This is a genomic window from Mycobacterium sp. NGS67, from assembly GCF_059812185.1.
Window position 1 is genome coordinate 211,508 of the sequence record NZ_JCALCF010000005.1, and the last position, 13,752, is coordinate 225,259.

11 protein-coding genes are annotated in these 13,752 nt (G+C 68.6%); 5 read left to right on the forward strand and 6 right to left on the reverse strand.

Annotated elements, in window-relative coordinates; all coding sequences use genetic code 11:
• Positions 1–127 precede the first annotated feature (127 nt).
• The 4 genes from AC5Y4D_RS06645 to AC5Y4D_RS06660 are packed head-to-tail and all read right to left on the reverse strand — an operon-like array spanning position 128 to position 4,930.
• A complete protein-coding gene (locus AC5Y4D_RS06645) occupies positions 128–937 on the reverse strand; it encodes a polyprenol monophosphomannose synthase (protein ID WP_500036768.1) in 810 nt (269 codons plus the stop codon).
• On the reverse strand, positions 934–2,835 hold the full coding sequence (lnt, locus tag AC5Y4D_RS06650) for an apolipoprotein N-acyltransferase (RefSeq protein ID WP_500036769.1): 1,902 nt from the start codon (positions 2,833–2,835) through the stop codon (positions 934–936). The genes AC5Y4D_RS06645 and lnt overlap by 4 nt, the downstream gene beginning before the upstream one ends.
• Positions 2,828–4,426 (reverse strand): amidohydrolase, encoded by a 1,599-nt coding sequence (locus AC5Y4D_RS06655; protein WP_500036770.1) that lies wholly within the window; start codon positions 4,424–4,426, stop codon positions 2,828–2,830. Before AC5Y4D_RS06655 ends, lnt begins: the two co-directional genes overlap by 8 nt.
• Positions 4,427–4,435: 9 nt before the next feature.
• The gene (locus AC5Y4D_RS06660) at positions 4,436–4,930 is read right to left on the reverse strand and encodes an FxsA family protein (protein ID WP_500036771.1); all 495 of its coding nucleotides are present in this window, start codon (positions 4,928–4,930) and stop codon (positions 4,436–4,438) included.
• A gap of 73 nt (positions 4,931–5,003) precedes the next feature.
• Between AC5Y4D_RS06660 and AC5Y4D_RS06665 the strand changes: the two genes are divergently transcribed.
• Complete coding sequence (locus AC5Y4D_RS06665) at positions 5,004–5,696, forward strand: dienelactone hydrolase family protein (protein ID WP_500036772.1); 693 nt, start codon at positions 5,004–5,006, stop codon at positions 5,694–5,696.
• Between the two features lie 7 nt (positions 5,697–5,703).
• Here AC5Y4D_RS06665 and AC5Y4D_RS06670 read toward each other — a convergent pair whose 3' ends face one another.
• On the reverse strand, positions 5,704–6,084 hold the full coding sequence (locus AC5Y4D_RS06670) for a PPOX class F420-dependent oxidoreductase (protein ID WP_500036773.1): 381 nt from the start codon (positions 6,082–6,084) through the stop codon (positions 5,704–5,706).
• Between the two features lie 183 nt (positions 6,085–6,267).
• On the opposite strand from AC5Y4D_RS06670, the gene AC5Y4D_RS06675 reads away from it, so the two are divergent.
• The 4 genes from AC5Y4D_RS06675 to AC5Y4D_RS06690 are packed head-to-tail and all read left to right on the forward strand — an operon-like array spanning position 6,268 to position 10,068.
• The gene (locus AC5Y4D_RS06675) at positions 6,268–7,488 is read left to right on the forward strand and encodes a DUF1214 domain-containing protein (protein ID WP_500036774.1); all 1,221 of its coding nucleotides are present in this window, start codon (positions 6,268–6,270) and stop codon (positions 7,486–7,488) included.
• Complete coding sequence (locus AC5Y4D_RS06680) at positions 7,485–8,630, forward strand: sulfotransferase family protein (RefSeq protein ID WP_500036775.1); 1,146 nt, start codon at positions 7,485–7,487, stop codon at positions 8,628–8,630. Before AC5Y4D_RS06675 ends, AC5Y4D_RS06680 begins: the two co-directional genes overlap by 4 nt.
• Entirely contained in the window at positions 8,614–9,249 is a 636-nt protein-coding gene (locus AC5Y4D_RS06685; RefSeq protein WP_500036776.1) for a TetR/AcrR family transcriptional regulator, read from the forward strand. Before AC5Y4D_RS06680 ends, AC5Y4D_RS06685 begins: the two co-directional genes overlap by 17 nt.
• Positions 9,250–9,264: 15 nt before the next feature.
• Positions 9,265–10,068 (forward strand): SDR family NAD(P)-dependent oxidoreductase, encoded by an 804-nt coding sequence (locus tag AC5Y4D_RS06690; protein ID WP_500036777.1) that lies wholly within the window; start codon positions 9,265–9,267, stop codon positions 10,066–10,068.
• 76 nt (positions 10,069–10,144) lie between these two features.
• Here AC5Y4D_RS06690 and cobN read toward each other — a convergent pair whose 3' ends face one another.
• Positions 10,145–13,720 carry a cobaltochelatase subunit CobN gene (gene cobN, locus AC5Y4D_RS06695; RefSeq protein WP_500036778.1) on the reverse strand — a complete coding sequence of 1,192 codons (3,576 nt, stop codon included), beginning with the start codon at positions 13,718–13,720 and terminating at the stop codon, positions 10,145–10,147.
• Positions 13,721–13,752 lie beyond the last annotated feature (32 nt).

The window sequence follows — 13,752 nt, forward strand, 5'->3', positions numbered from 1 at the left end:
GGCGTTGATTGTGAAACGACGGCTTTGGGGGTGAAGCCAGGGCGGGAAAATCGGCGCGATCCCGCCCAGGTTTCACCCGCAACGCCCAGGTTTCACGCTCAAAGACTGCACGCTCACGCGGCAGCGGCTAGCGGCGCGGCGATCGAGACCTGGTCTGCGCGCGAGTCGACCGACTGCGGTCGCGCCTACCCTCAACGCCCCATTGAGCGACTTTGACCAGCGCCTCGCGGATGTTGGAGCCGCTCATCTTCGATACGCCGATCTCTCGCTCGGTGAACGTAATCGGCACCTCGACGACCTCGAACCCGGCGTTGACGCTGCGCCAGGTCATCTCGATCTGGAAGCAGTAACCCTTGGAGTCGACGGTGTCGAGGTCGATCGTCTCGAGCACCTCGCGGCGATAGGCGCGGTAGCCGGCGGTGATGTCGTGCACCCCGACCCCCAGCGCCAGCCGCGAGTAGGTGTTCGCGGTCCACGACAGGGCCCAGCGCCGCCACGGCCAGTTCCGCACGGTGCCGCCGTGGATGTAGCGCGAGCCGATGGCCAGGTCCGCTCCGGCGTCGACCGCCTCCAGCAGGCGGTACAACTGTTCGGGCGCGTGACTGCCGTCGGCGTCCATCTCGACCAGCACCGTGTAGCCGCGGCCCAGACCCCAGGCGAAGCCTTCCAGATACGCCGCTCCCAGCCCGTTCTTGGCGGTGCGATGCAGCACGTGCGTGCAACCGACGTCGGCGGCCGCCAGCTCGTCGGCGAATTGACCGGTGCCGTCCGGGCTGCTGTCGTCGACGACCAGGATATGAACGCCGGGGCAGGCGTCCTTGACCCGCCGATGGATCAGCGGCAGGTTCTCCCGCTCGTTGTAAGTGGGGATGATGACCAGGGTGCGCTGACTGGGACTGCTGCCCGACACCTCGGGCACAGGCTGGCCGGTGGTCATGTAGCTCCTTCATTTCGCCCGATAGAGGTGCGCCCGCTGTCTTCGTCGTCGGAGGATGGGGCGTCGTTCGCACTGTCAACGTCCGCCGCAGCATCCGAATCGTCGGTTTCAGCTGACGGCGTATCGGGATCTTTGGGTTCGTCCGTCGGCCCGGACCGTCGACGCGTCGGCCGCCGAAACCGATCCGAGAAATGACCATTGTGCCGTATCGCGACCAGAATCACTGCGCCAGCCGCTCCGACCAGCACCAACTGCACGATCGGAGCCCAGCGGGTGGCCGGCGTCAACGTGGTTTTGAGGCGCACCGCGCTGTCCAGGTAGGCCGGGACGAAGAAGTCGGTGCGCATCAGCTCCGCGCCGTCCGGAGCGATCACCGCGCTGATCCCGGTGGTGCCGGCCACCAGGACGTAGCGGTCGTGCTCGACGGCCCGGACCTTCGCGAAGGCCACCTGCTGCTCGCTCATCGTCTTGGTGAAGGTGGCGTTGTTGCTGGGGACGGTCAGCAACTGCGCGCCGTGCCGAACCGCATTGCGCGGCGCCCGGTCGAATACCACTTCCCAGCAGGTGGCGACGCCGACCGGAACTCCGCGCATGTGGACCACGCCGGAGCCGGGGACGGGAACGAAGTGGCCGGCCTGGTCGGCATACCCGGACAGGTGCCGGAACAGCCACGGCATGGGCAGGTACTCGCCGAACGGCTGCACGATCGCCTTGTCGTGCCGGTCGGCGGGCCCGGTGCCGGGATTCCACACGATCATCGTGTTGGTGTATGCCGGGTCCTGGCCCATCCTTTCCGGCGCATCCATGACGGTGCCGATCAGGATGGGTGCGCCGATGGCCTCGGCCGCCCGGGAAATGACCTGTGCGGCGTCGGGGTTGGCCAGCGGGTCGATGTCCGAGGAGTCTTCCGGCCAGATGACGAAATAGGGCTGCGGAACCGTCCCGGCATGCACGTCTTCGGCGAGTTGCAGCGTCTGGCTGACGTGGTTGTCCAGCACCGCGCGGCGTTGGGCATTGAACCCGAGTCCCAACCGCGGCACGTTGCCCTGGACGACGGCGACGTTGATGCTGGGTTCACTGCCCGACCCCGCCCCGGCGTGCCGTACCTGCGGCCACACCAACATCGCCGCCATCAGCACCAGACAGATACTCACCGCGGGCAACACCACGGCCGGCGGCTCGGTGTTGGCGGGCGCGACCCCGGCGCGCAACCAGCGCACGATCTCGGCTCCGAACGCAGTCAGGCTGGCGCCTACCAGCACGACCGCACTGGAGAGCAGCGCGACCCCGCCCAGTTGCACCAGCGGCAGCAGCGGGCCCTCGGCTTGACCGAACGCCACCGACCCCCAGGGGAACCCGCCGAACGGGACGACGGACTTCAGCCATTCCTGCGCACCCCACAACACCGCAAACCACACCGGCCAGCCGGGCAGTCGGCGGACCACGACGGCACACAGACCGAAGAGGCCGGGGAAGAGCGCGCACGCCGTGGCCAGCACCAGCCAGGGCACCACCCCGACCAGCGTGCTGGTCCAGGGCAGCAATGGCACGTAGAAGGCCAGACCAAACAGGAATCCGTAGCCGACTCCCCCGACGGGTGTGGTGGCGGGACGGGTGAGCACCCAGGCCAGCAGCGCGATCGCGACGACGGCGGCCCACCACCAGTTCAACGGCGCGAAGCTCGCATACATCAGGCCGCCGGCGCTCAGGGCGGCGATCAGGCGCGCCGTCCGCGGTACCAACGCGGCGCGGACACGGCGCGTCATCGGCTTCCGAGTCGGGGTTGCCGGCAACTCCTCGGGTTCGGCCGGCAACTCCTCGGGTTCGGCAACCGGCAAATCCTCGTCGGTTTGCTCCGGACCGTTCTCGGTTACCCGGTCGTCGGGCCGGTCAGCCATGGATGACCGCACCCCGGTGCACGGTTTGGCGGCAACCGGGCAAATCGTCCGACGCGTCGAGTCGGGGCAGTGCCGGCACCCGGGAGCGGGGGTCGGTGGACCAGCGCTGAACGTCGTCGCGGGGTGCGCTGACGTCGAGCACACCGGCCTCCCACACCGCGTAGGAGGCGGGCGCCCCCGGAACCAACGTGCCGCCGTCGCGAACACCGGCGGCCCGCCAGCCGCCACGCGTCGCGGCCGCGAACGCCGCGCGTGCCGACACCCCGCTGCCCGGCGTTCGATGATGGACCGCCGCCCGCACGCTTGCCCACGGCTCGAAGGCGGTGACGGGCGCGTCGGAACCGAGGGCGAGAGGCACGCCTTGGGATGCTAACAGCGCCAGCGGGTTCAGCTGAGAACCTCGTTGCGGGCTTAGGCGCTGCGCGTACATGCCGTCGTTGCCACCCCACAGCGCGTCGAAGTTGGGCTGGACGCTGGCGATGACGCCCCACGAGCCGAGTTTGGCGGCCTGCTCGGCGGTGACCATCTCCAGGTGCTCGAGTCGGTGCCCGCAGCGGGCGACCGTGGGCACCCCGAGGTCGGTCACCACTCGTTCGAGGGCATCCACGACCGCGGATACCGCGGCATCCCCGATCACGTGGAAACCGGCGGTGACGTCGGCGGTACTGCACGCCCGCAGGTGAGCTTCGATGGCGGCCGGGTCGAGGTGGCGGGTGCCGGTACATCCGGGCGCATCGGTGTACGCCTCGTGCAGCCAGGCGGTGCGCGAACCCAGCGCACCGTCGACGAAAAGGTCTCCGGCCAGGCCACGGGCCCCGGTCTCCGATATCAGAGCGCGGGCCTGCGCCGCGGTGGTCACCGCTTCACCCCAGTAGCCGATCACTTCGACGCCGTGCTCGAGAGCGGCCAAACTCAGCCAGTCGTCGAGTCCGCCGATCTCCGGTCCCCCACATTCGTGGACCGCGACGATGCCCGCCGCGGCCAACGCTCGGAGCGCCGCGGCGCGGGCCTCGGCGAGTTGACCGTCGGTGAGCAGCCCGCGTGCGACCGAACGGACCCGGTGATGCGCGTCGCCGGCCAGCGGCCGCTGTTCAGCGAACCCGGCGGATGCCGCCAAATCGGGCAGCTGTCGGCGCAGAGCCGACGACGCCAACGCCGAGTGCACGTCGACCCGGGCCAGGTAGGCCGGGCGGTCGCCGAGCACCGCGTCCAGCTCGGCGGTGCTCGGCGGGGTGTCCTCCGGCCAGGCTGACTCGTCCCAGCCGTGCCCCCACACCGGCCGGCCGGGGTGCGCGGCCGCGTAGTCGGCCACCAGCTGCAGGCAGTGCGCCTTCGAGTCAGCTGCGCGCAGGTCCAAACCGCTGAGCGACAGGCCGGTGGCGCTCAGATGGATGTGGCTGTCGACGAATCCCGGTGCCACGAAGGCCCCATCGAGATCCTGCACCTCGGCGTCCGGGAATTGGCTGCGCCCAACGTCGTCGCGACCCAACCAGGCGACGACCTCGCCGCGCACCGCCATCGCGGTGGCGTCCGGATGCGTCGGGCTGTGTATCCGGCCGTTGACCAACAGCTTGGTCGGAACCTGCGTCACAGCGCCAAACTACGGGTGCCGGATGCTTCGCTCATAGACGCCCGGCGCGCCGGGCAACGTCGGAGCCTCGCCTTCGACGACGTCGATCACCTCGCCGTCGATGTAGTCGCCTTCGGGCCGATGGTCGGTGACCAGCGGGACCCGGCGATCGAAAACGCGCCACGCGATCGCCGCCAATGCGGGGCGGCTCGCAGTGCGAATCGGTGGCGCCAGCAGCAACAAACCCAGCGCGGTGGTGGCCAGGCCGGGAATGACGAGCAGGCCGGTGGCCAGCGCGGTCAGTGCGCCGTCGGTCAGGGCGCTGCGCGGCTCCGAGGAACCGGACCGCAACTTCGTGAACCCGCGACTGAGCTGCAACCCGCCCAGCGGCACCCCCAGCGCCAGTCCGAGGACGAAAGCGGCCGTCAGCACCGCAATCGTCCAGCCGACACCGATCGCCGCCGACAGCCCGATGGTCACCATGAGCTCGACGACGGCGTAGCTGAGAAGCACCCGTCCTAACACGTCAGGACCAACGTCCGGGCATCGTCCGGGAGTTCCTCGCACGGTCGCGTCGCGGCTGCAGTTAGATGACGCTATGACGACGATTGAGCTCGACACCCCGGCCGGACCGATCGACGCGCTGCTGAGCGTCCCGGAAGGCGACGGCCCGTGGCCCGGCGTGGTGGTGGTCCACGACGCGATCGGCTATGCGCCCGACAACGAGTCGGTGTCGCAGCGCATCGCACAAGCGGGATATCTGGCGCTGACACCCAACCTGTACGCGCGCGGCGGCCGGGCCCGATGCATCACCCGGGTGATGCGCGAGGTGATGACTCAGCGGGGTCGATCGATCGACGACGTGCTGGCCGCGCGCGAGCATCTCCTCGCCCGCCCCGACTGTTCCGGGAAGGTCGGCATCGCGGGCTTCTGCATGGGCGGCCAGTTCGCACTGGTGTTGTCGCCCAAGGGTTTCGGCGCTTCGGCGCCGTTCTACGGCACTCCGCTGCCGCGCCGGCTCGACCAGACCCTGGAGGGTGCCTGCCCGGTTGTGGCCAGCTTCGGCAACCGTGATCCGCTGGGCGTTGGGGCGGCCGGGAAACTGCGCAAGGTGACCGAGGCCAAGAACATCACCGCCGACATCAAGTCCTATCCGGGCGCCGGGCACAGCTTCGCCAACCAGCTGCCCCGGCAACCGCTGCTGCGCATCGCCGGGTTCGGCTACGACGAGGCCGCGACCGAAGACGCGTGGCGCCGGGTCTTCGCGTTCTTCGGCGAGCACCTGGGCTGAATTCCGGTCAGGCCACCTTCAGTTCGAGGCCGACGTTGTTCTCCATGCCGCCGCGCAGCTTGCTGACGAGGTTGAAGACCTTGCCGACGATGCCGTAGCGCTTACCGATCGCGTCGTAGACGGCGGCGGTGTGTGACTTGTCCAGGATGGCCGCGGTGCCCTCGACCGCTTCGCTCTTCGGGTTGCCCCGCATGTCGCAGATCGCCAGCGTGACCCGCGGGGTGTTGCGAATCCGCTTGACCTTCCAGGACTTTGCCTGGGTGATGACCAGCAGCCGGTCGCCTTGCGCCGCGGCCCAGATCGGCACTGGCTTGGGCCGGCCGTCCTTGGTGAACGTGGTGAGCAGGATGTACTGCGCTTTGGCCAGGTCGCCGAACGTGGGTGTCACGCTGCCAACCTAGCCCGCCGCGCCCTTGCTGCGCGAGCAGACGCAAAAGCCCCTCATTTCGGCACGAAATGGGGGCTTTTGCGTCTGCTCGCGGGGGGGGGGAGCGTTGACACGCGACCGGGCGGCTGCCATAGTCGGAGCTCATTAAGCGAAAATATTATTTTCATTTAAGGGGCTGGGTCGGTGGCTGAGGCGCCGAAGCCGACGGCCTGGTTGCCGTTTTCCATCGCCGAAGCGGCGTCGTCTCACGGCGACGCGCCTGCCCTCGCACAGGCCTGGTCCCACCTGCTGGAGCGCCTTGCCGGTGCGGCCGCGGCCGTCGAGTCCGACCCGGGAAATCGCAATCGCGCCGACCTTGCCGCCGGCATGCGACACCTGCTGGTGCTCCTTGTCGCAGGCATCGACGAAGTGCTGCGGTTCGACCCGGATCCGGTGCTGCAAGTGCAGCCCACCAGCACCGACGACGTGGTGACGTGGGGCATGGAATGCCCGGACTGCATCTACACCCGCGCCGTGCTGCGCGGCGGCCGGACGTATCGCGTCTTCGGTAACCGCGGCACCGCACGCTACGTCGGACTGCAGACGATGAACGGCATCGCCGCGACCGCCAACGCGCTGGTCGACGAACTCGACGTGGATGCCGAGGGGAACTTCGAGGTGGTGCTGTCCGCCGATGAGCGACCGGGCAATTGGATGCGCATCGAAGGGGATCATCCCACGTTCACGGTGCGGCACTTCTTCTACGACTGGGACACCGAGGTCGCGTCGGCGCTACAGGTCGAACAGCTCGGTGATCCGGTTGCGGTGCAAGCTGATTCGCTTGATCCAGGCGCTGTGCTGTCCCGGCAGGTGGTCGCGCTGGGTGACTTCGTCCAAGAGAATCTGGCATTCTTCGTACAGTTCGGCGCCGCGCCGCCGACCAACGGCTTCCTGCCACCGATCGATCGCAGTGCGATGGGGGCCGCGGCGGAGAACAGGCCGGTGATCGGGCGGTGGGAACTCGATCCCGGTGAGGCGTTGATCGTGGAAGTCGAACCCCCCGAGGGGGTCTACTGGAGTTTCTCGATCGGCAATCCGTGGTGGGAGACCATTCACTACGGCCGCCATCAATCCAGCCTGAATGCCCATCAGGCGGTTACCGATTCGGACGGGTTGGTGCGCGTGGTGTTGTCCGCCGACGACCCGGGAGTGGCCAACTGGCTGGACACCGCGGGTCACAGTAACGGCCCCATCATCCTGCGTTGCGTGCGTACCGAGACAGCACCGACACCGACTGTGCGGGTGGTGCCGTTCGATGCGATTGCGGCTGCGCTGCCACCGGACACGGCGCGGGTCAGCCCCGATCAGCGGGCAGCAATCCTGGCGGGACGGCGCCGGGCCGTTCGGGAAAGGTTCGCGAGATGACGTTCAGCGCCGACGAATTGGAGCAAGGTGCCTGCGCGGCAACAGGTCTCGACGATTTCGGGTCACCGTACTACCGGGAGGGCCTGGAACGCATCGTTGACGCGCTGAACACCGAAGCCGACCTGAACGAGATCGGTCGGGTCATTCAGCACGCCACCATCAGCAACGCGCTCATCCAACGACTGAAGATCGAGGACACCTATGCCCGGCATCCCGAGATCGACGACGAGGTCGTCGGCGGCCCGGTCTTCGTCATCGGGTTGCCCCGCACCGGTACCACCGCGCTGAGCCAGCTGGTGGCCGCAGACCCGCAGTTCCGATCGTTGCGGATGTGGGAGTCGCAGGCGCCCACCCCTCCCCCGGAATCCGCCACCCAGCACGAGGATCCGCGCATCGCCCAGGCCGAAGCGGGCCTGAAGATGCTCGACGAGATGTTCCCGTTGATGAAGACGCTGTACAACTCCGAGGCGACGGCGCCCACCGAGTGCCAGGATCTGATGGGGATGAGTTTTCGCACCTTCCATTTCGACGGCGCAGTGCGGGCCCCGCGCTACCTGGCGTGGTTGATGGACTGCGACATGCGAGAGACGTACACCTTCCATCGCCGGGTGCTCAAGTTGCTGCAATGGCATTGCCCGCCGAACCTGTGGCACCTGAAGACCCCGGTGCACATGTTCGCCCTCGATGCGCTGGTGGAGGCCTATCCGGACGCGAAATTCCTGTGGAGCCACCGCGATCCCGCCAAGGTGATGGGCTCGGTATGCAGCCTGATCCACTACGTGCGCAGCTGGAGCAGCGACCGCGACGACGCTCATGAGCTCGGTGCCGAGCAGGTCGACAGTTGGGCCGAAGGGGTTGCGCGGGCGATGAGCTTCCGCCGCCGGGTCGGCGACGACCGGTTCGCCGACATCTCGTTCGCCGATCTGCAACGCGCACCGCTGCGGACCCTGCAAATCGGTTACGAGACTCTGGGTTTGGCGTTCACCGACGACACCGCCCGGTCGGTGCGGTCGTGGGCCGAAGCGCACCAGCCCGGCGCCCGCGGGGCACACGACTACGACCTGTCCGACTACGGTCTGACTCCCGAGGGCGTGCGCGAACGGTTCACCGACTATCTGGCCACCTATGACGCAACAGCCTGACCGGGTGCCGCGCACCCGGCGTCGCGACAAGCTGGCCCCCGATCCGGAAGTCCGCCGTCAGATCGTCGCCGCCGCGTCGACCGTCCTCGGTGAGCACGGGGTCCGCGGCCTGAGCATCGCAGTGGTCCTGGAGCGCGCCGGGTTGGGGACACGTGCGTTCTACCGGCACTTCGCCTCCAAGGACGAGCTGGTGGCCGAGGTGTTCCTGGATGCTTCGCGTGTCGAGAAGCAGCGGCTGAGGCGGCTGATGGGCGCCGCCCGCAACGACGTCGAAGCCGTCCTGGCGTGGGTTGACGGGCGATTGGACCTGGCATTTGACGACAGTGTCGGCGCTGAGTTGCGCCGCCTATCCCTGGAGGCGCAAGCGCAGACCGCGGGCTCTCCTGGTCTGGTCCGGCCGGCGTATGCCGAGATGTTGGAGCCGTTGATCGATGTGCTGCGCCGCGGCCTGGCGGGCGGGACGTTCCACCGGATCGATCCGGAAGCCGACGCGCAGTTCATTCACGGCGTGGTGTGGGCCGCCATCGACCGACACTGGGCGACCGGGGACGGTGACCGCGACGAAATCCGCCGGCACATCGCGCGTTTCGTGCTGGGCGGGCTGGGCGCACAATCGTGACGAAGGAGATGGTCGATGGATCTGGGGTACGGCGAGGCGACGGCGGTGGTCACCGGTGGCAGCAAGGGCATGGGGCTGGCGATCGCCGAAACCCTCGCCGCCGAAGGCGCCAGCGTGGCGGTGATGGCCAGGGGCCGGGACGCACTCGACGCCGCCGCCTTGTCGTTGCGTGAACGGGGCGCACCGGACGCTGTGAGTATCAGTGTGGACATGTCCGACGCCGACTCGATCGCCGACGGATTCACTGTGGTCGCGCGCCGGTGGGGGCGAATCAATGCGTTGATTCACACGATTGGGCCGAGCGACGGATATTTCGAGCAGATGGACGATTCCGAATGGGACGCCGCGTTCTCGCTGGGCACGATGTCGGCGGTGCGATCGATCCGCGCCGCGCTGCCCCTGCTGCGCGCCGCCAACTGGGCCCGCGTCGTGACGCTGTCGGCGCATTCGATCCAGCGCCAGAATCCGCGGATCGTCGCCTACACAGCGTCGAAGGCGGCGCTGGCCAGTGTCACCAAGAACTTGTCCAAAAGCCTTGCCGGCGACGGCATTCTGGTCAACTGCGTGTGCCCGGGGACCATTGTGACGGCCAGCTTCACCGAGGTGCTCAAGGACATCCTGGCCGCCGACGGGCTGGACGCCACCGACCCGCGGGACGTGATGACGTGGATCGACAACAACTTTCACCAGCCCTGCGACCTCGGTCGCGCCGGGCTGCCGGAGGAGGTCGCGTCGATCACGGCCTATCTGGCGTCGAAACGCAACGGCTACGTCACCGGCGCCACGGTGAACGTGGACGGCGGCTCGGACTTCATCTAACCCGGGCGAGCAGACGCAAAAGCCCCTCATTTCGGCACGAAATGGGGGCTTTTGCGTCTGCTCGCGGGTCCCGGGGTCAGCCCTCGAGGTCGCCCTCGGTCTCCAGCAGCGCCTGGCGCAGACCGTCGAGAGTGTCTTGCCGCGGCTCTGCCCACATGCCGCGCCCGGCGGCCTCCAGCAGTCGCTCGGCCATGCCGTGCAGCGCCCACGGATTGGACTGCGTCATGAATTTGCGGTTCTCCGGGTCGAGCACGTACCGCTCGGTGAGTTGCTCGTACATCCAGTCGGCCATCACGTGGGCGGTGGCGTCGTAGCCGAACAGATAGTCGACGGTGGCCGCCATCTCGAACGCGCCCTTGTAGCCGTGCCGGCGCATCGCCGACATCCAGCGCGGGTTGACGACGCGGGCGCGGAAGACCCGGGTGGTTTCCTCCGACAGCGTCCGGGTGCGGATGGCGTCGGGCCGGGTGTTGTCGCCGATGTAGGCGGCCGGCGCCTGACCGGTCAGCGCCCGGACGGTCGCCACCATGCCGCCGTGGTACTGGAAGTAGTCGTCGGAGTCGGCGATGTCGTGTTCGCGGGTGTCGGTGTTCTTGGCCGCCACCGCGATCCGCCGGTACTGGCGGTTCATGTCTTCAGTGGCGGGCCGGCCTTCCAATCCGCGGCCGTAGGCGAATCCGCCCCACGCGGTGTACACCTGCGCCAGGTCGGCGTCGTCGCGCCAGTTACGGCTGTCGATCAGTTGCAGCAGCCCGGCGCCGTAGGTGCCCGGCTTGGACCCGAAAATTCGTGTGGTGGCGCGCCTTTGGTCGCCGTGCTGAGCAAGATCGGCGTTGGCGTGCGCGCGCACGTAGTTGTCCTCGTCGGGTTCGTCCAGGGCGGCGACCAGGCGCACGGCGTCGTCGAGCATGGTCACCACATGCGGGAACGCGTCACGGAAGAACCCGGAGATGCGTACGGTGACGTCGAGGCGCGGCCGGCCCAGCTCGCTCAACGGGATCGGGGTCAGGTCCACCACGCGCCGCGATGCGTCGTCCCAGACCGGCCGGGCGCCGAGTAGGGCCAGCACCTCGGCGATGTCGTCGCCGGAGGTGCGCATGGCCGACGTGCCCCACACCGACAGGCCCACCGACCGGGGCCACTCCCCATGGTCGGCCCGGTAGCGGGCCAGTAGCGAATCAGCCAGTGCCACACCGGCTTCCCACGCCAGCCGGGACGGCACCGCCTTGGGGTCGACGGAGTAGAAGTTGCGCCCGGTGGGCAACACGTTGACCAGTCCGCGCAGCGGAGAGCCCGATGGCCCGGCCGGGATGAACCGGCCGTCCAGTGCCCGCAGCACCTGGTCGATCTCGGACGAGGTGCCGGCCAGCCGCGGCACCACCTCGGTGGCAGCGAACCGCAGCACCGCGGCGACGCCGGGGTTGTCGGTGAGCCGGTCGGCCGCCGCGGGGTCCCAGTCCGCCTTCTGTAGGGCGCTCACCAATTCTCGTGCCGCGCTTTCGGCCTCGTCGACGGCGACGCGTTCGTCGCTGCCGTCCTCAGCCAGTCCGAGCGCCTGCCGCAAGCCGGGCAGCGCGTGTTCACCGGCGAAGAGCTGACGGGCCCGCAGGATGGCCAGCACCAGGTCGAGTTCGCCTTCCCCCGTTGGCTTTTGGCCGAGGATGTGCAGGCCGTCGCGGATCTGCACGTCCTTGATCTCGCACAGCCAACCGTCGACGTGCAGCAACATGTCGTCGAAGGTGTCCTCGGCGGGGCGCTCGGTCAAACCCAGGTCGTGGTCCATCTTGGCGGCCCGGATCAGCGTCCAGATCTGCTGCCGGATGGCCGGCAGCTTGCCCGGATCCAGCGCGGCGACGTTGGCGTGCTCGTCGAGCAACTGTTCCAGACGGGCGATGTCACCGTAGGTTTCGGCGCGGGCCATCGGCGGGATGAGATGGTCGACGAGCACCGCGTGCGCCCGGCGCTTGGCCTGGGTGCCCTCGCCGGGGTCGTTGACCAGGAACGGATAGATCAGCGGCAGGTTGCCCAGTGCGGCGTCGGATCCGCAGGCCGCCGACATGCCCAGCGTCTTGCCCGGCAGCCATTCCAGGTTGCCGTGCTTGCCGAGGTGCACGACGGCGTGCGCGCCGAAGCCGGTATCGAGCCAGTGATATGCCGCCAGGTAGTGGTGACTGGGCGGCAGGTCGGGGTCGTGGTAGATCGCCACCGGGTTCTCGCCGAATCCGCGCGGCGGCTGGACCATCAGCACCAGATTGCCGGATTGGATTGCGGCGACGACGATTTCGCCGTCGGGGTCGCTGCTGCGGTCGACGAACAGGTCACCGGGCGGCGCGCCCCAGTGGCGGGTCACCGCGTCGGTGAATTCGGCGGGCAGCGTGTCGAACCAGTCGCGGTAGTCCTTGGCGGACACCCGAATCGGGTTGCCTTCCAGCTGGCCCTGGGTGAGCCAGTCGGGGTCCTGTCCCCCGCGTTCGATCAGGGCGTGGATCAGCGCGTCACCGTCGCCGGCTGCGACGCCGGGCAGCTCGCCGAGGCGATATCCGTTGGCGCCCATGGCCCGCAGCAGTGCGACCGCGCTGGCCGGGGTGTCCAGGCCGACCGCGTTGCCGATGCGCGCGTGCTTGGTCGGGTAGGCCGAGAACACGACGGCGACGCGCTTGTCGGCGGGTGCGACGCGTCGCAATCGGGCATGCCGGATGGCCAGGCCGGCCACCCGGGCGCAGCGCTCGCGGTCGGCGACGTAGGAGATGAGGCCGTCGTCGTCGATCTCCTTGAACGAGAACGGAACCGTGATGATGCGGCCGTCGAACTCGGGCACCGCGACCTGGGTGGCGACGTCCAGTGGCGACAGACCGTCGTCGTTGGCGTACCACTGGTCGCGCGGGCTGGTCAGGCACAGTCCCTGCAGGATCGGGACGTCAAGTGCGGCAAGGTGTTCGACGTTCCAGCTGTCATCCGACCCACCGGCCGCCGCCTCCGCCGGCTTGGTTCCCCCGGCCGCAAGAACGGTGACCACCATCGCGTCGGATTCGGCGAGCTTGGCCAGCAGTTCGGGTTCCGCGGTGCGCAACGACGCGCAGTAGACCGGTAATGCGGCACCACCGGCGTCTTCGATCGCCTCGCACAGCGCCTCGACGTAGGCGGTGTTGCCGGCCAGCTGTTGCGCGCGGTAGTAGAGCACCGCGATGGTGGGGCCGTCCGGGTTTCCCGCATCCTGGCGCTGGAGCACGCCCCAGGTCGGTGTCGTCACCGGTTCGCTGAACCCGACGCCGGTCATCAGCACGGTGTCGGACAGGAAGGCATGCAGCTGGCGCAGGTTCTCCACGCCGCCGTGCGCCAGGTAGATGTGGGTCTGCACGGCGATCCCGGCCGCCACGGTGGACAGTCCGGTCAGCTCGGCGTCGGCGGCTTGCTCACCGCTGACCAGCACGGCAGGCACGCCGCTGGCCAGCACCGTGGCGATGCCGTCCTCCCACGCCCGGTAGCCGCCGAGGATGCGCACCACGACGATGTCGGCGTCTTCGAGCAGGTCGGGCAATTCGACTTCGGCGAGCCGCGCCGGGTTGGCCCACCGGTAGTTCTTGTCGGTGGAACGGGCGGTGATCAGGTCGGTGTCGGACGTCGACAACAGCAGGATGGTCGGCTCAGCCACTCCCCATTCGTACCGCAGGGCGATCAGTCCAC